Origin of the sequence: Hyunsoonleella ulvae (genome assembly GCF_016827605.1) — a bacterium.
GTDB classification, from domain to species: Bacteria; Bacteroidota; Bacteroidia; order Flavobacteriales; family Flavobacteriaceae; genus Jejuia; species Jejuia ulvae.
Genome location: NZ_JAEPJQ010000004.1, coordinates 333,111 through 354,508, shown reverse-complemented (window position 1 = coordinate 354,508; position 21,398 = coordinate 333,111). Strand labels below are relative to the sequence as shown.

Below are 21,398 nucleotides of genomic sequence, written 5' to 3'. Positions count from 1 at the left end.
AGAAGTTAAGCCCATTAGCGCCGATGGTACTACACTTGTGGAAGAGTAGGTCGCCGCCTTTTTTGAAAGCACTTATCATGGTTATGGTAGGTGCTTTTTTTTGCTCGAACTTTACTTTAAAGTTTAGTCTATACTATAGTTTAAAAAAATGAATAACTAAGATTTTTTCAATAGACTATAATTCAGGAAGAAAGGCATTAACCTTTCGTTAAAATGCATGCTTTAATGATAGAGAATGATTAAATTTGTTGGAAACTTCTGTTTTTAATGCTATGATTTATCTGCTATTAAAGAGATATGTAATCTTTTCCAAAGTTTGTACTCGTTGCAGATATGTCTTTATAGTGCTTGTTTTATCTTTATTTAACGTAGAAGACAACTTATCTGCACAAAACCATACCAATCATTGGTATTTTGGGGAAAAAGCTGGATTGCTTTTTGATCTTCAAAATGATCCTCAAGTACTTACTAATGGAGCCATGATAGCTCCTAGCGCATGCGCCACAATTTCAGATAAGGATGGTAATCTACTATTTTATACAAACGGGACTAATGTATGGAATCGAAACCACAGGATAATGCAAAATGGCGTACTAACAGGAACCCTTGGTATGGGTGGGCCAATAATTACAGAACCGCCTGTTTTACTTAACACAATAATTATTCCTATAACAGATAGTGTAGGGATGTATTATATATTTACTATTACTACAGCTGATGGTTTAAGGTATTCTATTGTTGATATGGGAAGCGATGGAGGTTTGGGAGGAGTAGTTTTAAAGAATGAAGCTTTGTTGAATAGACCAGATGTTGGGAAACTCACAGCAGTCCACCATGCAGATGGAAAATCTATTTGGTTGCTAACAACACGGAAAAATCAAAACGATGAATTCACTTCTTTTTATGCATACAAAATAGAAGAGAATGGAGATATTGAAAGTCCAGTGATTACAGATGGTTTAGGTTATAAAGGTCTGCAAGTAGGTCAAATGAAATTTTCTCCCAATGGTCAAAAGATTGCTTGTGCAAATTACAGACCAGAATCTTTATCAGATCATTTAACGGTTTTCGACTTTAATCCAGAAAACGGTGTAGTAAGTAGTAAAAGAGATTTTTTAACATCCTTTACATTTTTTGAAATTGTTTCAGCATATGGAGTTGAGTTTTCAAACGATTCTAAGTATTTGTATGCTTCCTTGGTTCGTCAAGGTATGTTTGGAGATCCTCCAGACGAAATCAAGAAAAATTTACTGTATCAATACGATATTGCTAATATGAATCCTCAACAGTATTCTACTTCTTTACATGAAGAGAATAATGGTTTTGCGGCTGGGAATCTTCAACTCGCTAAGAATGGAAAAATTTACAGGGCCTTGACTATTAGTGAAAATATTGGAACATCATTTCTTGGGCAAGTCAATCATCCAGAAATTTTAGGTGTTCGAGCCAATTACGAGCATAATTCTGTAAATTTAGTAAGTGGAAAATCTAGGTTAGGACTTCCCACATTTATTCAGTCTTATTTCAGAACACGAATAATAGCTGAAAACGTATGTATAGGGGAACCTATTCCAATGAGTGTGGATACATATGGAGAAATAACTGAAGCGCAGTGGGATTTTGGAGATGGTAATACATCAAATGATATTACTCCACAACATATATATGCTGCACCAGGTAATTATGAAGTACAGGTAACAATTACTGTAAATAATTGCCCGATAACAGTTGCCAAAGACATAAGGGTATACAGAATCCCTAGCTTGATAGAAGATCAAGAATTGGTGCAATGTGATGTTGATACAGATGGGATCTCATTATTCAACTTAAATACGATAAGAGATAAAATTACCGATTCCCTGTTCAATGAAGATTTGTTGTTTTTTGAGAGTAGAGAAAATGCAGAGTTGAATATACAGTCAATTTCTAATCCTGAAAGTTATACTAATACGGAGCCTAATCAGGAGATATTTGTAAGGGTTACAAACGAGAATGGGTGTTTTGAAATAACTTCTTTTGTGGTATCGGCGGTGTTTATTGATTTGGGAGATATTGCAGACATGTATGCCTGCGATGACTCAAATATAGCTTCTGAAGATGGACTTGGAATTTTTTCTATAGGGTTTAAGAAGGAAGATATTAGAAATGAATTTAATTTGGACGCATCTACTAGCTTAAAATATTATCCAACATTAAATGATGCCTTAACCCAATCTAATGAAATAAGAGAACGCTTTTTTACTTCAGAGACTACAACTATTTGGGTTAGAGCGCAAGAAGAAGATTTAGCTTGTAGTGGTATATCTTCAATAAATCTTATTGTAAATCCTTTTCCCAAGATAGATATAGAGAATGAATACCTGATTTGCAAGAACCAACCCATAGTATTATCGGGTGATATTACTAATGATAGATATGAATGGATAAATGGTGCCAGTGGAGAAATAATATCAACCCAAAGAGAATTAAGTTTAAGTGAGGTAGGTGCGTACCAACACATTGCTTATAAGTTTGAAAATGGAATAGAATGCTCTAACAGTAAGGGGTTTATAATTAATAGAACAGAGCGCCCCTCTTTTACGAGAATAGGAGTTAATAAGCTATTTAAGAATAGCCATGTTATAGAGATAGAAATTGATGGATCTAGTAGTTACGAGTTTTCTATGGATAATATTACATATTTTGAAGGACAAGGTTCCTATAGTTTTGAGAATATACCAGCAGGTAAGCATACCATTTATGTTAGGGATGTAAACCAGTGCGAACCAACTGTAGAGGAAGATGTGTATATATTAGGGTATCCAAGTTTCTTTACACCAAATAATGATGGTGTTAATGATTTTTGGACTGTTCTAGGGTTACCTGAAAATGAATTAGAATCTATTATCATTAAAATTTACGATAGATTTGGTAAACTAATTTCGTACTTGAACGAAACAAACAATTACAGTTGGGATGGTACGTATAATGGCAACTTAGTTCCGCAAAATGATTATTGGTATGAGGCTATTTTTAAAGATGGTAGTATCGATCGCGGACATTTTACCCTTAAGAGGTAAATAAGGAAAGTTTAATCCCTTATAATACTTCTTGAAATAACAATTTTTTGTATTTCTGAGGTGCCCTCATAAATCTGCGTGATTTTTGCATCTCTCATTAAGCGTTCTACATGATATTCTTTTACAAAACCATTTCCTCCATGAATTTGAACAGCCTCAACTGTTTGCTCCATCGCTACTTTAGAAGCGTATAATTTTGCCATCGCACTCGATTTGTCGTAGTTGTTACCTTCATCTTTATCGATTGCTGCTTTCATTACCAACAGTCTAGCGGCTTCAATTTCCGTATACATATCAGCTAATTTAAAGGCTATAGCTTGGTGGTTACATATTTCCGTTCCAAAAGCTTTGCGAACTTTAGAATATTTTAAGGCTAACTCATATGCACCTTGTGCTATGCCTAGTGCTTGAGCTGCAATACCAATGCGACCACCCGATAAAGTTTTCATTGCAAATCTAAACCCAGACCCATTGACCCCAATTCTGTTTTCTTTGGGAACTTTTACATCATTAAATTGTAGTGTATGCGTATCACTTCCTCTAATGCCTAGCTTATCTTCTTTAGGTCCAATATGAAATCCTTCCATACCTTTTTCCACAATAAATGCGTTGATGCCATGGGATCCTTTATCTCTATCGGTTTGTGCAATAACCAAGTAAACATCTGCTCTACCACCATTTGTAATCCAATTTTTGGTACCGTTAATAACATAATGGTCTCCTTTATCAATCGCCGTAGTTCTTTGGGATGTTGCATCACTTCCCGCTTCAGGTTCGCTTAAACAAAATGCTCCAACACACTCGCCAGTAGCTAGTTTTGTTAAATATTTTTGTTTTTGTTCTTCAGTACCATAAGCTTCAAGACCATAACAAACTAAAGAATTGTTTACTGAAACGATTACTGAAGCTGAAGCATCAACCTTAGACAGTTCTTCCATAATAAGTACATAAGAAACGGTATCCATCCCACTTCCCCCGTATTTTGGATCTACCATAACGCCCATAAAACCAAGTTCTCCCATTTTCTTTACTAAATTGTCTGGGAAATGTTGTTTTTCATCACGTTCTATAACGCCAGGAAGTAATTCGGTTTGAGCAAAATCGCGAGCAGCGTCACGAATCATTTTATGTTCTTCAGAAAGGTTAAAATTCATAATTCGTAATTATAATGTGTTTTTGATAAAAAAAGTTAACAAATATAGGTTTTTAGTGTGAATTTTTCAATTTGTATTTCTATTTTTGTATGCATGATTAAAGATACTTACGATGTAATCGGTGTTATGTCTGGAACTTCATTAGATGGTATCGACTTGGTATATGTTAGTTTTGAATACCAAAAATCATGGTCTTTTAAAATACATTTTTTTGAAACTATACCATACGCCACAGAGTGGAAGCAAACTCTTAGCAACTTAATACACCATCAAAAAGAAGAACTAAAGGATATTGATAAAACATATACTGTTTTTCTCGCAGGAGTTATTAAACAGTTTATTTCAAGAAATGCAATAGCATCACTAGATATTGTATCTTCCCATGGTCATACGGCACTTCATTGCCCAGATGAGGGGCTTACCTATCAAATAGGAAATTTACCGGTTTTAGCAAAGTTGTTGGATGTAACTGTGGTTTGCGATTTTAGGATTCAAGATGTAAAACTAGGAGGGCAAGGAGCACCATTGGTACCTATTGGAGATAAACTTTTGTTTTTTGAGTACGATTTCTGTTTAAACCTTGGGGGATTTGCCAATATTTCAACACATATTAATAGTGATTATATCGCTTACGACATTTGCCCAGTAAATATTGTACTTAATTATTATACAAGACAGTTGGGTTTAGATTACGATGATAAGGGAAAGATAGCATCTAAAGGTAAAATAAACCAAGGCTTGTTAAACGAGCTTAACAATTTAGATTTTTACAGTTTACCGTTCCCAAAGTCGCTAGGAGTAGAATGGGTTATATCGTCTGTTTTTCCTCTAATAGATCGTTATAAATTAAATATTGAAGATATTTTATGCACATTTTGCGAGCACATCGCTATTCAAATTTCAAAATCAATACAAAGTAAAAACAATGCTTCGGTTTTAGTAACAGGTGGTGGGGCATACAACGATTACCTTATAAACCGCATGCAATATCACACTGAAAATAAAATTATTCTTCCTGATAAAATTATCACAGAATGTAAAGAAGCTCTAATCTTTGCTCTCTTGGGAGTGCTTAAACTCAGAAATGAGGTAAATTGCCTTAAAACGGTTACAGGTGCTATTAAAAACCATTCTTCAGGAAGTGTTTATTATCCTTAAATTAATGCCAATTTAATATATTAAGGTCTCATAGTTTTTTATATTTGTTGCAATAATTTTTAATTTTTCTATGATGAATCAGCTTTAGCTTCGCATTATCCAGTTGTCCTTAATCAGCCATGTGTTAGTTTAAAAGAATCATAAAAAATTAAAAATGAAAGTATTATTACATAAGTACGAAAATAAAGCACCAGAAATTGTTTTCTATTGGAAAGATGCTCAAACCGAAGCAGAGGGATGGGTAGTTATAAATTCATTAAGAGGAGGAGCCGCCGGAGGAGGTACAAGAATGCGAAAGGGTTTAGATATGAATGAAGTATTATCTCTGGCCAAAACAATGGAAATCAAATTTACAGTATCGGGCCCACCTATTGGAGGTGCTAAATCAGGAATTAATTTCGATCCAAAAGACCCAAGAAAAAAGGGAGTTTTAGAACGCTGGTATAGAGCTGTTTCTCCATTGCTAAAGAGCTATTATGGCACTGGAGGGGATTTAAACGTTGATGAAATTAACGAAGTTATCCCTATTACAGAAGAGAGTGGTGTTTGGCACCCACAAGAAGGAGTGTTTAATGGATTTTTCAAACCTACAGAGGCAGATAAGATAAATAGGATAGGACAATTACGCCAAGGTGTAATAAAGGTTATAGAAAACCCATTGTATTCTCCTGATGTTACAAGAAAATTTACTGTTGCAGATATGATAACTGGATTTGGAGTTGCTGAAGCTACCAAACATTTTTATGATATTTATGGAGGTTCAATAAAGGGGAAAAGAGCTGTTATTCAGGGTTTTGGAAATGTAGGTGCAGCAGCAGCTTTTTATCTGGCACAAATGGGTGTGAAAATTGTTGGCATTATCGATATTGTTGGAGGGGTAATTAAAGAAGAAGGTTTTACATTTCATGATATAAATCATTTGTTTCTTGCGAAAAAGGGTAATATTTTAGTAGCCGATAATTTAATTCCTTTTGAAGAGGTAAATAAAAGAATTTGGGGCTTGCAAACCGAGATTTTTACACCATGCGCTGCATCAAGATTAATTTCCATTCAGCAAATTGATAAAATGATTAATAGCGGTTTAGAGGTAATTTCTTGTGGAGCTAATGTACCATTTGCTGATAAAGAGATATTTTTTGGTCCTATTATGGAACATACAGACTCTAAAGTAAGCTTAATCCCAGATTTTATATCAAATTGCGGAATGGCTAGGGTTTTTGCCTATTTTATGGAAAGAAAAGTACAGATGACAGATGAAGCTATATTTAATGATACCTCCTCAACTATTAGAAAAGTATTAGAAAGCATACACAAAAAAAATAAAACTAAAACTAAAATTAGCGCAACAGCTTTTGAGATTGCGCTTAACCAACTGATATAAAATTGAATTTATGGAAGCAGCGATTATCCTAGTATTTGTTATGGGCTATTTAGCCATAACTTTAGAGCACAGTATTAAAATAGATAAATTAATCCCAGCCTTGGTAATGATGGCTATAAGTTGGGCTTTAATAGCGCTAGGGATAGAAAGTTTTCCGCAGTGGTTTGATTCGGGAAAACATGCACTTCTAGAAAATTTTGGTTTGCTGGAACATGATGAAAAGATGCATCTAATGGAAGAAACATTGTTGCATCATCTTGGTAAAACTGCAGAAATATTGGTATTCCTCTTAGGAGCTATGACTATAGTAGAGATTATTGATTATTTTGATGGGTTTGCTACAATTAAAGGCTTTATCAAAACCAAGAAAAAGTCTAAAATTCTATGGATATTTTCAATTCTGGCGTTCATACTTTCTGCAATCATAGATAATTTAACTGCTACTATCGTTTTGATATCTATTCTTCAGAAAATAGTAAAAGATAGGGATGTTAGAATATGGTATGCAGGTTTAATAATTATAGCTGCGAATGCAGGAGGGGCTTGGTCTCCAATAGGGGACGTTACCACAACGATGCTATGGATTGGAGACAAAGTGTCTACAGGACATTTAATAGGTTACCTATTAGTACCCTCGTTACTTTGTATGGTAGTACCATCGTTAATAGCCTCTTTTTTACCAGCATTTAAAGGAAATTTAGAGATCGTTGAAGAAAAAGAACAATCAAAATCTAGATTTAGTGGAACAATGTTGTATTTAGGTTTAGGGGCAATTATTTTTGTGCCAGTTTTTAAAGTTATAACACATTTACCTCCTTATGTAGGTATGATGTTATCTTTAGGTATAGTAGCTACGTTTGCTGAGATTTATAGTAGCTCCAAATTTAGTATGTCTGGTCATGATTCAGAAGAGCATGATGCTCATGCACATCATAGTCCAGTGCATACAGCTTTAACCAAGATTGAACTGCCAAGCATATTATTTTTCTTAGGGATACTTATGGCTGTAGCTGCATTGGAATCTTTAGGGATTTTGTTTGGAGCTGCCGATTGGTTAAGAGAAGCCACACCGCAGTTGGGAACAGAAATGCATGAAGGCGGTGTATCGGATTTAGTGGTACTATTCCTTGGAATAGGTTCAGCCATTATAGATAACGTACCATTGGTAGCAGCTAGTTTAGGAATGTTTTCTGAACCTCTAGATCATGAGTTGTGGCACTTTATTGCATATTCAGCAGGAACGGGTGGAAGTATGTTAATCATAGGTTCAGCAGCTGGTGTAGTTGCAATGGGAATGGAAAAAATAGATTTTTTCTGGTATTTAAAAAAGATTTCCTGGTTAGCACTAGCTGGTTTTTTAGTTGGAGCTGCAGCATTTATGGTAACCAGAACATTATTTTAACTAGAAATATTAATTGGTATAAAATTTGAAAGATTAGTATTTTTACTAATCTTTCTTTTTTTTGAAAGCTATAAATAAAACTGAAAACCTTAAACATTATACTTTAGCAACAAAACTAACGTTATACAGTTGCATTTAACCCAAAACTATATGCTAAACATATTATTACTACAAAGCACCCAAGAAGGCGCAGAATTAACAGATGGGGAATCTGTTGAAAAGACACTTTCCATAATAGAGCTTATTAGTAGCGGTGGCGCTGCTGGTCAAATCATTATCGCTATATTATTTTTGCTGCTTATAGTGGCGACATATATTTATTTTGAAAGGCTTTTTGCAATAAAAGCAGCGTCAAAGGTCGATGCAAATTTCATGAATCAAATTAAAGATCATGTAAGTAACGGTAAAATTGATTCCGCCCAAATGTTATGTGCCCAAGTTAACTCTCCAGTGTCAAGACTCATAGCAAAAGGTATAACAAGAATAGGAAAACCTTTAGCGGATATCAATACTGCAATTGAAAATGCAGGGCGATTAGAAATCTACAAGCTAGAAAAAAATGTGAGCGTATTGGCAACAATTTCAGGAGCGGCTCCAATGATTGGATTCTTAGGAACGGTAATTGGAATGATTTTAGCAATTTTTGAACTTGCCAATGCAGGAGGTACAATTCAAATGGATACCCTAGCAAGTGGGCTTTACACAGCCATGACAACTACAGTAGCAGGATTAATTGTGGGTATTGTTGGTTACATAGCGTACAATCACCTTGTGGTAAGAACCAATAAAGTGGTTTACCAAATGGAAGCCAATTCTTTAGAGTTTTTAGATCATTTAAACGAACCTACATAATATGGATATTAGAGGAAGAAATAAAGTAACTCCAGAATTCAATATGTCGTCTATGACGGATATTGTCTTTTTGTTATTAATCTTTTTTATGATAGCCTCTACTCTGGTAACTACAAATGCTATAGACATTTTATTACCTAAGGCCAGTGGTAAGACTGAAAATAAAAAATCTGTTGCAGTAAGCATCAAAAAAGATTTAACCTACTACATAGATCAAAAACGTGTAGGAGTCAGTGTTTTAGAAAATGAGCTGCTAGCAGCATTATCGAAAGAAGATAAACCAACGATTGTTTTAAGAGCTGAAAAATCTGTTCCAGTAGAGAATGTTGTTAAAGTAATGGATATTGCCAATAGAAATAAATTTAAAGTGATTTTAGCCGTTAAACCTAACAAGTAAGTTTTTAATTTTCTTCGGAATAACTTTTGCAGAATAATAATGGTATGAAGTATTTAGAAACCAAACATGAACGTAATTCAGCTAAAATAACAGTGTTAATTACCATTATCTTATTATTACTATTATTTGTTGTGAGAGGTTGTAATTATATGGATCCTCCAGAAGAATATGGCGTAGCTGTGAATTTTGGAAATTCAGATTTTGGAAAAGGAAATATTCAACCCAAGACACCTGTAAAGTCTGAACCCAAAGTTACTGAGGACATACCAAAGCCAGAATCTACAAAAGCAGAACCAACAAAATCGGCAGAAGCGAAGGAGGAAGTGCTAACACAGGATAACGCTGAGGAAATAGCAATAAAAAAACAGAAAGAGGCTGAAGCAAAAGCAAAAGCCATTGCAGAGGCAAAAGCTAAGGCAGAAGCAGATAGAATAGCAAAAGAAAAGCGAGAACAAGAAGAAAAGCGTAAGAAATTGGATGCTTTAATTGGTGGGGTAAGTAAATCTGATGGGGCTGAAACTGGAAGTGAAGGCAACGATAATAGAGCAGGAGATAAAGGACAATTGGATGGAAATCCGTATGCGCCAAGTTATTTTGGAGGCCAAGGCACAGGAAGTGGGGGAGTTGGATATGGTTTAAATGGGCGTGGTAGAGCTTCGTTTAAACGATTAAAACAAGATTGTAACGAGTCTGGATTGGTTATAGTAAGGATAGTAGTAAATAGAAGTGGTAATGTTATTGAGGCTACGCCAGGAGTAAAAGGTACAACCAACACAGCCCAATGTTTATTAGAGCCAGCAAAAAAAATAGCACTGTCCCATAAATGGCCTTCAGATAGCAAAGCACCATCACGTCAAATAGGTTTTGTTAGTGTTAACTTCAAATTGAGTCAATAATAGAATGACTTATCAAGATACTTTAGATTGGATGTTTGCACAACTGCCAATGTATCAACGCCAAGGTAAAACTGCATTCAAAAAAGACTTATCAAATACGATAAAACTGGCAGAGTATCTTCATCATCCAGAAAAAAACTTTAAATCTGTACATGTAGCAGGTACCAATGGTAAGGGGTCCACCAGCCATATGATTGCTTCTGTTTTACAAGAAGCAGGTTATAAGGTTGGTTTGTATACTTCCCCTCATTTAAAAGACTTTAGGGAGCGGATAAGAATTAATGGAAAACCCGTTAGTAAGCAGTTTGTAATGGGTTTTATAAAAAAACATAAAGCCTTTTTGGAAGCCAGCCAAGTTTCTTTTTTTGAAATGACAGTAAGTATGGCATTTGAATATTTTTCAAAAAAAGCTGTAGATGTTGCCGTTGTTGAAGTGGGTATGGGAGGACGCTTAGATTCTACAAATATTATAACGCCAGAAGTTTCAGTTATTACAAATATAGGCTTAGACCATGTACAGTTTCTTGGTAATACTCTAGAATTGATTGCCGCCGAAAAAGCAGGAATTATTAAACCAAATGTACCAGTGGTAGTTGGAGAAACACAACCAGAAACACAACCGGTATTCAATGCGATAGCTAAGGCAAATACTACTAAAGTTGTATATGCAGATCGATTGGTTAATAAAACCTATGCTTCTGATATGGTAGGGTACTACCAAAAAAAGAATATAAAAACTGCATTTCAAACCATTGAAGTACTAAAGCAAAAAGGCTATAAGATTTCCGAAAAAGCTATAGAGGTAGGTTTTTTAAATGTTGTTAAGAATACAGGATTGCTAGGTAGGTGGCAAGTGATAAGCGAAGCACCTAAAGTGGTATGCGATACAGGGCACAACAAGGAGGGGCTTAGTTTTGTAATGCATCAGATATCAAATCAAGCGTATCATAACTTACATATAGTTTTTGGAGTGGTAAATGATAAAGATTTGAGTGCTATTGTAGATCTACTACCTAAGAATGCCACATATTATTTTTGCAAACCAGATATCCCAAGAGGTAAGGATGCCAAACAATTGCAAGAAGAATTAAAACCATTTGGGTGTATTGGAGCAACATATAGCTCTGTAAATAAGGCTTATAAAACAGCACTAAAAAGGGCTTTAAAAGATGATTTTATTTTTGTTGGAGGTAGTACATTTGTAGTAGCAGAAATAATTTAAATTTTTGTCAAAAAAGTTTTTGCAGTATTAAAAACTAGATTATATTTGCACACCTAATATTTAGGGCGCGTAGCTCAGTTGGTTCAGAGCACTTGGTTTACACCCAAGGGGTCAGGGGTTCGAATCCCTTCGCGCCCACTTCAAAAAAAATCCGATTTGTTTTTCAAATCGGATTTTTTATTGTATGAAATGCAGAGGATGTTCAATAAGTTTTAAAAAGTTATTGTCACTAAAGTTTCAAAGCATTTTTACACACTAAAGATTTGTTTAGTTATATTCTATCAAAAAAGGCTCAAGAGTATTTAATAAATTCAGCATCTTACCTAAACCCCAGACAGTTTAGGCTCGATGCTTTCAACACTAGGATGCCTTTGAGTAAGGCAAATTAATCCCTCCTAGAGATACAAGTTTAATCTGTTTACCAAAATTCAATATAAACTCCGTCAAGAGTAGACCTAACTGTTAAATTATTTGGTACCTCTTGACAGAGTTTTGCTAATTGAATTATTTGTTGTTTAACGATGGGCTCTCTAACAACTGTTTTTATACTATCAAAATGCGAACACAATAAACTTTGGTGCTCTGATATGACTTCTGTTTTGAATATCTCTTCAAAACTTTTTTCTATTTTGTTATAGTGGTGTTTTTTCATTCTTAGTAGAAAATGAAATGGGGTTATGATTTTAGCTTTTCTTTAAATTGGTTGGATATGGTCTCAAATTCTTTTGCAACCTCTACAATCGCATTAAAAACAAGTATGTTTTTGCTAATCCCACTTTTAGTGTTTCTTACCGTTTGGGAGTCTACATGAATACCTTTTGACTTTAGGTTGTTTATTACCATTTTGGTGTATTCCTTGGGCAAATGGTTAACTAATAAATTTTTTAGCACATTTCTCTCTTTTACAGAGCTAACATCATAATGTGTATATAATTTGTTTAAATTTGTCATTATTTATTTAAATATATTTGAGTTTTGAGTGAATTTACGACTAAAATATATAAATAATTAAACAAAAACAAAAGATTTTACTTATTAGTATATTTTATTTGCTTTTCTGATATGAAGTTTGAAGATAAATTGAGACAATTAATTAAAACCAAATACAATACATTGACTGATTTGGCTGAAAAATTTGAGATGAATTATTCTCAATTATCGCAATATGTTAATGGCAAAAAAGTCTCAATAGAGTTTTTAATTAAAATTATAGAAGAATTCCCCGAAGTAGACCTTAATTGGTTACTTAGGGATACTAGTGATAGCGAACGTATTTTAAATGAAACATCAGCAAGATATAAAATCATGGCTAGTAATGAGGAGATTATATCTGAAATCGAATTCTTATTAAAAGAGCTAAAAAGTAAACTTGAAACTAAAGAATAATAGTTAGTTATTCTAACAGGTTGGGTATATCTAAAACCCTCTCTAGTGCCATACCTCTAGAGCCTTTAATTAGTATCATACTGTTTTTAAACCTCATTGATTTATTTGCTGTTTTAAAATCATCAAAGGTTTTAAATTGGGTAATTTTTTCTGAATCTACTTTTGATATGTTAAAGTTCTCTCCGAGGAGATATATTTTATCAATATTTAAAGAGTTAGCCAAATTTGTAATATGTTGATGCTCAGCTTCTGCATCTTTACCCAACTCAAACATATCTCCTAATATGGCAATTTTAAAACCGTTTTGCTTTTCAAAATTTAAAAGCGCAGCACGCATGCTAGTAGGATTGGCATTGTAGGCATCCAAAATAATTTTATTAGAGCCTTTTTGGATGATTTGAGAACGATTATTTGTAGGCGTATAACTTTCTATAGCAGATTTAATGTTGTTATCCTCTATTTTAAAGTAATTACCAATAGCTATAGCCAGAGCAATGTTATTAAAGTTGTAGTCTCCAATAAGTTTACTCTCTATTATAGAGTTATTGTATTTGGATGTCACAAAAGGAGTGCTACTTACAAAATCAATTGACACTTCTGGATGTGTGTCAATTTTTCCAAAGGTAAATGTATTGCCCTTACCGGCCTTTTTGATTTGAATAGGGTCATTTAGGTTTAAAAAAATGGTTTTGTTGTGTTTTATAAGGTGTAGGAACATTTCACTTTTGCCTTTTATAACTCCCTCAACACCTCCAAAGCCCTCAAGATGTGCTTTTCCGTAGTTGGTTATCAATCCATAATCGGGAAACGCAATATTGCACAAGAACTCAATTTCTTTTTGATGGTTGGCGCCCATTTCTACAATACCTATTTCTGTATCTTTTGTCATAGACAGCAAGGTAAGTGGTACGCCAATATGGTTGTTTAGATTGCCTTTTGTTGCACTGGTTTTAAATTGTGTGGACAACACAGCATTTATTAGTTCTTTTGTAGTGGTTTTACCATTGCTTCCAGTCAACGCGATAATGGGTGTTTTTAGATATTCTCTATGATACGTAGCTAGCTTTTGTAGTGTTTCAAGAACATTATCAACAACAATAGTGTTTTCAGCTACATATGTTTCCTCGTCTATCACAGCATATTTGGCACCTTTATCTATGGCTTCTTGAGCATAGAGGTTGCCGTTAAAATTATCGCCTTTTAAGGCAAAAAACAAGTCTCCTTTTTCAATCTTTCGGGTGTCAGTACAAACTGAATTGCATTTTAAAAATATGCTGTGAAGTGCTTTTAAATCCATGAAATAAATGTAAACAAAAAGTCCTGATTTAGCATCAGGACTTTTTGTTTTATTGTGTAAGAAATAAACTTAGGCTTTTTTCTTCTGTTTCATTTTAGATTTTGAACCTACACGAGACATTGCACATCTAAAGCCAATGTAATCTGTAGCCATATCTTGAGGGAAGTAACGTCTTTGAGCAGGGTCTAACCAGTACTCTCTGTCTTTCCAAGAACCTCCTTTGTATACTCTTACTTCATCGTTAATTAATGAAGTTCTGTTATTAGACTTATCGTATTCTCTAACTAAATTACCTAGAGAGTCTCTTGTAATGGTATGCTTTGGAGAATTGTACATTTTTCTGGTATCAGAATCTGTCGTTGCCTCATCTTCGTCTTCTTCTCCAAAACTTTCAAAATTTCGTGATGAACGACGATCTCCATCCCTAAAATTAATATTATCAGCTCTATCAAAGTTAGGTCTTAAATAGGTTTCATTTTCATCCACAGGAACTTTTACAATTTCTCCTGGAAGATTTCTTGCAACAATTCTACCATTAGATAATGTATCGTAAATAATTTCATCAGTTTCTACTACTTTAACAGTACCTTCTTCGGTAATTGCATTCTTTGTATAAACATTTCCTCTGTAGTAGTTAAAATCGTTAAATTCATCATCTACTATAGGTCTGTAAACATCAGCAACCCATTCGGCTACATTACCAGCCATATCATATAAACCGTAGTCATTAGGTTCATAAGATTTTACCGCATTAGTAATATCAGCACCATCATCACTCCATCCTGCAATTCCACCGTAATCACCTTTACCTTGCTTAAAGTTAGCTAACTGGTCACCACGATATTTGCGTTTCCCAGAGCGTGTATATTGTCCGTCCCAAGGGTACTTTTTACGTCCTCTATAAAGGTTATAACTTCTAATTTCACTTAAACCTAAAGCAGCATATTCCCATTCAACTTCTGTTGGGAGTCTGTATTTCGGGCCAATAACACCAGTTTCCATAGAGGCATAAACACCAGTTTCGTTGCCATCGGCATCTACTCTAACATTTCTGTTTCTTCTTCCATCAGTATCTCCGTTGTCGTATGCGCTTGGGTCTACTTTATATCTATCTGTACTAAAATAATTGTCAGGGTCAACTTCAGCTACGTTTATATCTCTATAACCACTTTTCTGTAGATTTAATTCATTAACTCTGTCTGTACGCCAGTTTGAATATTCTACAGCTTGAATCCAGCTTACACCAACAACAGGGTATTCAGCATATGCAGGGTGTCTCAAATAGTTTTCAGTCATTACCTCATTGTACCCTAATCTGTTTCTCCAAACAAGTGTATCTGGTAAAATACCATTATAAATATTTTTATAAAGTTCATCATCAGGAGGGTAAAGTTTCTTCATGTAGTCAAGGTACTCAACGTACATTAGGTTGGTAACTTCAGTTTCATCCATATAGAATGATTGCACATGTTGTTGTGTAGGGGTGTTGTTCCAGTCGTGCATTACATCGTCTTGTACACGACCCTTGGTAAACGTACCACCTTCAATAAAAACTAATCCTGGAGCAGTTTCTTGTTCTTTGAAGTTTGTATTGTACTGAAAACCGCCATCTCGTCCGTTAATTTGCCATCCTGTAGCTCTAGAACTATTTTTAGAGCTAGATGACTTTTTACAACTAAAAGCCGTAACCGAAAGGACTGCGATTAAGAATACTTTTAATATCGCTACATTTTTCATATCCATACGTTTAAGTAAGCTAAATTTTTGTTTTGGTGCTGCAATATAAGAATTAAACCTTACAGAACAAGCTATTTTTTGCATTTTGACGAAAAAAATACGTATTTCATCCTATTTTTAATGTATTACATCGATGATTTTGGCACTTTTCTCTAAACTATCGCATAGAAATAACGTTACTTTTCACAAATTATTATTGTACTTTTGATGTTTAGAAAAAAATTGTTGTTTTATTTGATAATAACTGTGTGCCTTACACGTTATTCTAGCTCATGAAAGAGAGAATTTTACTTTTAATACTTCTAGTGTCTTGCCTAGCTTTTGGGCAAAAAAAAAGTTTTTCAATTGATTGGAATGGAACTACCAAACTAAGTTTTGGTACCAATAGCATCAATCTTCCTGCATTCAACACAAAACATTATAATTATGATTTTGATAAAGGGCTACAATTTATTGCACAGTGGGAGAGTTCTGGTTATGTAGATGAGGCTTCTGTTGTATTAAATAACATAAGTTATCAACCCATTACTGAGGCTGAACTTTTGGATATTGATAGATCGAAAATACCAGTAGGTTTAAGATATGATTTAAAGAATTCTAAATCTAGGGATAATCAGTATGCTTACTTAGAGGTTTCCCCTATAATAAAAGGAGAGAATGGAGCCTATAAAAAAATTGTGTCTTTTCAGATAGATTATAAACCACAAAATAATACTCTTTTTAGTAGGAATAAAGCCTTTAAGGGGTCTAAAGTAATAACTAATTCTGTGTTAAATTCTGGTACTTGGTATAAGTTTTATATCGATACAACCGGAGTTTTTAGGTTATCGAAAGGCTTTTTACAAAATCTAGGGGTTAATGTTAATACTGTAGACCCAAGAACTATTAAGATTTATGGGAATGGTGGACGTATGATACCTTATAGTAATTCTGAACCTCAGCCTTTTGACGTTACTGAAAATGCTATTAAAGTTGTTGGAGAACAGGATGGTGTTTTTGATAATGATGATTATGTGCTTTTTTACGGCGAAGGACCAAAGGAATTCAATGCAGAGAGTAATACCAATATTAATGCTTACACAGATAGGACTTATTACTACATAACAGCTGGAGGTAGTAGTGGAAAAAGAATACAGCCTCTTAGTCAACCATCAGGACCTGTTGATTTAAGTATTAGCACCTATCAGCAATATCAGTTTCATGAGCGAGATATTCATAATGTGGGCACTGTGGGTAGGCGTTGGTTTGGTGAGCGATTCAATATTGAAAATGAACAAGAGTTTACGTTTAATTTTCCAGATTTAGTAACAGCAAACCCTATTAGCTTAAGGGTTTATGCAGCAGCGGTCTCTTCAAGTAATACTTCAATGGAGGTAAGCGTAAACGGTACTGTGATACAAAATTTAATTTTTGGATCTTCAAGTGATATAATAATTGGTTCTCAAAATGCTTACACAGGAGACCTTAATGTGGCTTCAGAGGAAATTAACGTAAAATTGAATTATGACAATCAAGGTAATCCGAGTGCTCTAGGGTATTTGGATTATATATCAGTGGAAGCAACAAGATTGCTAAAGTTTGAAAATAATCAGTTTCGCTTCAAAAATAATAATGTGGCTACTAGTTCTGGAGTTGCAGAGTATACTATATCAGAAGCCTCAAGGTTATCTGAAGTATGGGATGTAACAGACATTTTTAATGTGTCTAATGTGGAAAACTCAGAAGGAGAAAATAGCTTTAGCTTCACATCAACTATGGGTGAGGAGAGGTTATACATGGCATTGTCTCCATCAGATTATTATGAGCCTAAATTTGATGCTAATAAAACGTTAAGAAATCAAAATATAAAGGGCACTGTTTTTAATGGACCAGATGGAGGGTTTCAAGATATCGATTATCTTATAGTTGCTCCAAATAATATGCTAAATCAGGCTGAGCGTTTGGCGCAAATTAACCGAAATCAATACAGTCTAAATGTAAAAGTTATGGGTTTAGATGAGATTTATACTGAATTTAGTACTAGTAATCCAGATATTGCTGCCATACGGAATTTGGTAAAATATATTTATGATAATGCAAGTACTCCTGAAAGAAGAATTAAATATCTCTGCTTGTTTGGAGACGGCTCTTATGATTACAAAGATAGAATTCCTAATAATACAAATATTGTGCCTTCGTGGCATTCTTATAATAGTTTAAACTTAACAAACTCTTTTGTTTCAGATGATTTTTATGGGATGATGGATGATAACGAAGGGGCAATGAGTAATAGTGATCGTTTGGATATAGCAGTAGGTCGTGTTTTAGCCGACACACCGCAAAGAGCAAGGGAATTGGTGGACAAAATAGATTCCTATTATGCAAAAGAATCTTTAGGGAGATGGCGTAATAATTATGTGGTAATTTCTGATGATGTAGATGAAAATTGGGAAGGAGTAATTCAACAAACTACAGATAACATAGGGGATGAGGTTACCGATGAAAAACCATTTGTAAATGTTATAAAGATACATGCTGATGCTTTTCAGCAAGAATCTTCAGCGGGAGGAGAGAGCTACCCAGAAGTTAACGAAGAAATTTCAAATGCTATAGATAATGGAGCTTTAGTGGTAAACTATTTTGGACATGGAGGGGAAGATGGGTTGTCGCAAGAGCGTATTTTAGATGTGCCCTCAATTGATAACTTAAAGAACTTCTGCAAATTAAACTGTTTTGTAACAGTAACCTGTGAGTTTACCAAGTTTGATAATCCTTTTAGGCAAACAGCAGGAGAATTTACGTATTGGAATAAGCAAGCGGGAGCCATAAGTTTAATTACAACAACAAGGCAAGTATTTGTGAATTTTGGTATAACATTCAATAATACTTTAGGGCAGTATTTGTTCTCTTTTAGTGATAATGATAGCTTTGATGATGATGAATACCCAACTATGGCAGAGGCCTTAAGATTGGCTAAAAATGATCCTAATGTTGGATTTGCGACTCAAAGGAGACTAGTGTTTTACATTGGAGACCCGGCAATGAAACTAGCATTTCCTAAACCAAATATACGCTTAACTGAAATAAACGATACACCAATTGCGCAATCTACAGATACCCTTAAGGCACTAAGTAGAGTGAAATTAGCAGGAGAGGTTACAGATGTAAATGGTAATCTTTTAAGTAATTATAATGGGGTGGTATCTACAACAATTTATGATAAATTTATAGACAGGCAAACATTGGCAAATGATAATACAACAAATGCAGGTACTTTAATACAGCTGGATTTTAAAACACTAGGAGCTATTGTTTTTAGAGGGCAGGCAACTGTAAATAACGGGCAGTTTGAATTTGATTTTGTAGTACCAAAAGATATTGGTGTGCCCGTAGGTTTGGGTAGGGTTAGTTTTTATGCTAAGAATACTCTACTATCAGAAAACCAAACTGGAGCAGATGTCTCCAATATTAGAATAGGTGGCGTAAATGAAAATGCAGAAGAAGACAATACAGGGCCAGTTATTAACCTATTCATGAACGACGAAAATTTTGTTTCAGGAGGGATAACCAATGAGTCTCCAACATTGTTAGCAAAACTGGAAGATGCAAATGGTATAAATACAGCCAGTGGCATTGGTCATGATATAGTAGCAATAATTGATGGAGATGAAACCAATCCTTTTGTTTTAAACGATTATTATGAAACCGAGGTTGATAACTATCAAAGAGGTACGGTGAGTTTCCCCTTTAGGGATCTAGAACCTGGATTGCACACGTTAACACTTAAAGCTTGGGATGTATATAATAATTCATCAACTTCCGAACTTCAATTTATTGTATTTGATGAAGACCAAGAACTTGTAATCAATAATGTATTAAATTATCCAAATCCGTTTGTCAATTATACAGAATTTTGGTTCAATCACAATAGTTCACAACCTTTAGACGTTTCTATACAGATATTCACAGTTTCCGGTAAACTAGTGAGAACGTTAAATGGGCAAACCTCTGGTGGTATAAAGGCAACCAGTTCTCTGTCTAAAGATATCGTGTGGGATGGAAGGGATGATTTTGGAGAAAAAATAGGGAAGGGCGTTTACATATACAAGCTAACAGTAAAGTCTAACCTACTAAACAAGACAGTAGAGAAAATAGAGAAACTTGTGATACTCTAATAAAAAATTATATTTGCAACTATAAAATACAACTATGAAGAATACTATATTTGTACTAACGCTTTTAGTTTTAGTAAGCAATTTAACAGCGCAAACAGTAGAAATTCCAGACCCAGATGATACTCGAGTAATAACCACTGGTGTACCGTTTGTTTTGATTGCCGCAGATGCAAGAGCTGCCTCAATGGGAGACATGGGAGTAGCAACATCTGTAGATGCCTATTCGCAACAATGGAATTCGTCTAAGTATGCGTTTTCTGAAACTAAATCAGGAGTTGCAGTGAGCTATACTCCCTATTTGAGCAGATTAGTAAATGATATATTTTTAGGGAATGTAACTTACTTTAATAGATTAGACGAGCGTAGTGCTTTTGCAGCAAGCTTAAAATATTTCTCTTTAGGAGATATTGAATTTGTAGAAGACGAGTTTTCTGAGGCATTGATTCAAAGACCAAACGAGTTAACTATTGATGCTTCTTATGCGCTAAGACTTTCAGATCAATTTGCAATGTCTGTAGCTATGCGTTATTTACGTTCAGATTTAAGATTAAATGTAGGGAACAATGATGCGTCATCTGCAAACACATTTGGTGTTGATATTTCCGGGTTTTATCAGAGTGAGGAAGAAGCATATAGTGATTTTAATGGACGTTGGAGAGCAGGGTTTGCCATCCAAAATATAGGGCCTAAATTTAAGTATGATGATGGAGGAACGGAGAATTTTCAGCCCACCACATTGAGATTGGGAGGAGGATTTGATTTTATTTTTGATGATTATAATAAAGTAGCAGTTACTGCGGAAGTTGCGAAGTTGTTAGTGCCTACCCCACCGCTTAGAGGAAATAGATTTACAGATGTTAATGGAAATGGCACCTATGAGGCAGATGAAGATACAGACTTTGAGCAGGATGTAATTATAGGAGGGCAATCTCAAGACGTAAGCTTTTTGTCAGGAATATTTCAATCTTTTGGAGACGCTCCTGGTGGTTTTAGTGAAGAGTTAAGAGAGTTTACATGGTCTTTAGGTGCAGAATATTTATATCAAGATTCATTTGCTTTTAGAGCAGGTTATTTTAATGAAGCAGAAGATAAAGGAGCTCGTAAATTTTTAGCTATCGGAGCAGGTTTTAAATACAATGTCATAAATATAGACTTATCCTATTTGTTCTCAGCCTCAAGAGTGCAAAGTCCATTAGAAAATACACTTAGGTTTTCTTTAACATTTAACATAGGGGATGGAGAGTATTTTGAATACTAAGACATAATATTTTATTAATATATAAAAAGACTACTGTTTGTAAAG

General features: G+C 34.4%; 16 protein-coding genes and 1 tRNA gene. 12 read left to right on the top strand and 5 right to left on the bottom strand.

The features are described 5' to 3' along the window. Window positions 1–344 precede the first annotated feature (344 nt). Window positions 345–3,059, top strand: a complete 2,715-nt coding sequence (locus tag JS605_RS17560) for a T9SS type B sorting domain-containing protein (protein ID WP_203258110.1) — start codon at window positions 345–347, stop codon at window positions 3,057–3,059. An 11-nt stretch (window positions 3,060–3,070) separates the two neighbouring features. Here JS605_RS17560 and JS605_RS12810 read toward each other — a convergent pair whose 3' ends face one another. Further along, window positions 3,071–4,213: an acyl-CoA dehydrogenase gene (locus JS605_RS12810; RefSeq protein ID WP_203258109.1), complete on the bottom strand. Its 1,143-nt coding sequence runs from the start codon at window positions 4,211–4,213 to the stop codon at window positions 3,071–3,073. 93 nt (window positions 4,214–4,306) lie between these two features. Between JS605_RS12810 and JS605_RS12805 the strand changes: the two genes are divergently transcribed. From JS605_RS12805 to JS605_RS12770, 8 genes are all read left to right on the top strand, one after another. Then, complete coding sequence (locus JS605_RS12805) at window positions 4,307–5,371, top strand: anhydro-N-acetylmuramic acid kinase (protein ID WP_203258108.1); 1,065 nt, start codon at window positions 4,307–4,309, stop codon at window positions 5,369–5,371. Window positions 5,372–5,525: 154 nt separating this feature from the next. After that, window positions 5,526–6,752 carry a Glu/Leu/Phe/Val dehydrogenase dimerization domain-containing protein gene (locus tag JS605_RS12800; RefSeq protein ID WP_203258107.1) on the top strand — a complete coding sequence of 409 codons (1,227 nt, stop codon included), beginning with the start codon at window positions 5,526–5,528 and terminating at the stop codon, window positions 6,750–6,752. Between the two features lie 10 nt (window positions 6,753–6,762). Next, window positions 6,763–8,154, top strand: coding sequence for a sodium:proton antiporter NhaD (nhaD, locus tag JS605_RS12795; protein WP_203258106.1), 1,392 nt, complete (start codon window positions 6,763–6,765; stop codon window positions 8,152–8,154). Between the two features lie 150 nt (window positions 8,155–8,304). Continuing rightward, window positions 8,305–9,006 (top strand): MotA/TolQ/ExbB proton channel family protein, encoded by a 702-nt coding sequence (locus JS605_RS12790; protein WP_203258105.1) that lies wholly within the window; start codon window positions 8,305–8,307, stop codon window positions 9,004–9,006. A 1-nt stretch (window position 9,007) separates the two neighbouring features. Then, complete coding sequence (locus JS605_RS12785; RefSeq protein WP_092579256.1) at window positions 9,008–9,403, top strand: ExbD/TolR family protein; 396 nt, start codon at window positions 9,008–9,010, stop codon at window positions 9,401–9,403. Between the two features lie 44 nt (window positions 9,404–9,447). Further along, complete coding sequence (locus JS605_RS12780) at window positions 9,448–10,299, top strand: energy transducer TonB (protein WP_203258104.1); 852 nt, start codon at window positions 9,448–9,450, stop codon at window positions 10,297–10,299. 4 nt (window positions 10,300–10,303) lie between these two features. Continuing rightward, complete coding sequence (locus JS605_RS12775) at window positions 10,304–11,521, top strand: bifunctional folylpolyglutamate synthase/dihydrofolate synthase (RefSeq protein WP_203258103.1); 1,218 nt, start codon at window positions 10,304–10,306, stop codon at window positions 11,519–11,521. Between the two features lie 63 nt (window positions 11,522–11,584). After that, window positions 11,585–11,659 (top strand) — tRNA-Val (locus tag JS605_RS12770). Window positions 11,660–11,939: 280 nt separating this feature from the next. On the opposite strand, the gene JS605_RS12765 is transcribed toward JS605_RS12770, so the two are convergent. Beyond that, complete coding sequence (locus JS605_RS12765; RefSeq protein WP_203258102.1) at window positions 11,940–12,173, bottom strand: hypothetical protein; 234 nt, start codon at window positions 12,171–12,173, stop codon at window positions 11,940–11,942. Window positions 12,174–12,196: 23 nt separating this feature from the next. After that, a complete protein-coding gene (locus tag JS605_RS12760; RefSeq protein ID WP_203258101.1) occupies window positions 12,197–12,472 on the bottom strand; it encodes a hypothetical protein in 276 nt (91 codons plus the stop codon). Between the two features lie 111 nt (window positions 12,473–12,583). Here JS605_RS12760 and JS605_RS12755 point away from each other — a divergent pair, with 111 nt between their 5' ends. Then, on the top strand, window positions 12,584–12,907 hold the full coding sequence (locus JS605_RS12755) for a helix-turn-helix domain-containing protein (RefSeq protein ID WP_203258100.1): 324 nt from the start codon (window positions 12,584–12,586) through the stop codon (window positions 12,905–12,907). Between the two features lie 7 nt (window positions 12,908–12,914). Here JS605_RS12755 and JS605_RS12750 read toward each other — a convergent pair whose 3' ends face one another. Beyond that, window positions 12,915–14,204, bottom strand: coding sequence for a UDP-N-acetylmuramoyl-tripeptide--D-alanyl-D-alanine ligase (locus JS605_RS12750; RefSeq protein ID WP_203258099.1), 1,290 nt, complete (start codon window positions 14,202–14,204; stop codon window positions 12,915–12,917). Between the two features lie 69 nt (window positions 14,205–14,273). Further along, window positions 14,274–15,947, bottom strand: a complete 1,674-nt coding sequence (gene gldJ / locus JS605_RS12745; protein WP_203258121.1) for a gliding motility lipoprotein GldJ — start codon at window positions 15,945–15,947, stop codon at window positions 14,274–14,276. 266 nt (window positions 15,948–16,213) lie between these two features. Here gldJ and porU point away from each other — a divergent pair, with 266 nt between their 5' ends. Together porU and porV are read left to right on the top strand one after the other, a co-directional pair. Further along, window positions 16,214–20,095 carry a type IX secretion system sortase PorU gene (porU, locus tag JS605_RS12740; protein ID WP_203258098.1) on the top strand — a complete coding sequence of 1,294 codons (3,882 nt, stop codon included), beginning with the start codon at window positions 16,214–16,216 and terminating at the stop codon, window positions 20,093–20,095. A 34-nt stretch (window positions 20,096–20,129) separates the two neighbouring features. Beyond that, window positions 20,130–21,353, top strand: coding sequence for a type IX secretion system outer membrane channel protein PorV (gene porV / locus JS605_RS12735; protein ID WP_203258097.1), 1,224 nt, complete (start codon window positions 20,130–20,132; stop codon window positions 21,351–21,353). The last annotated feature ends 45 nt before the right edge of the window (window positions 21,354–21,398 follow it).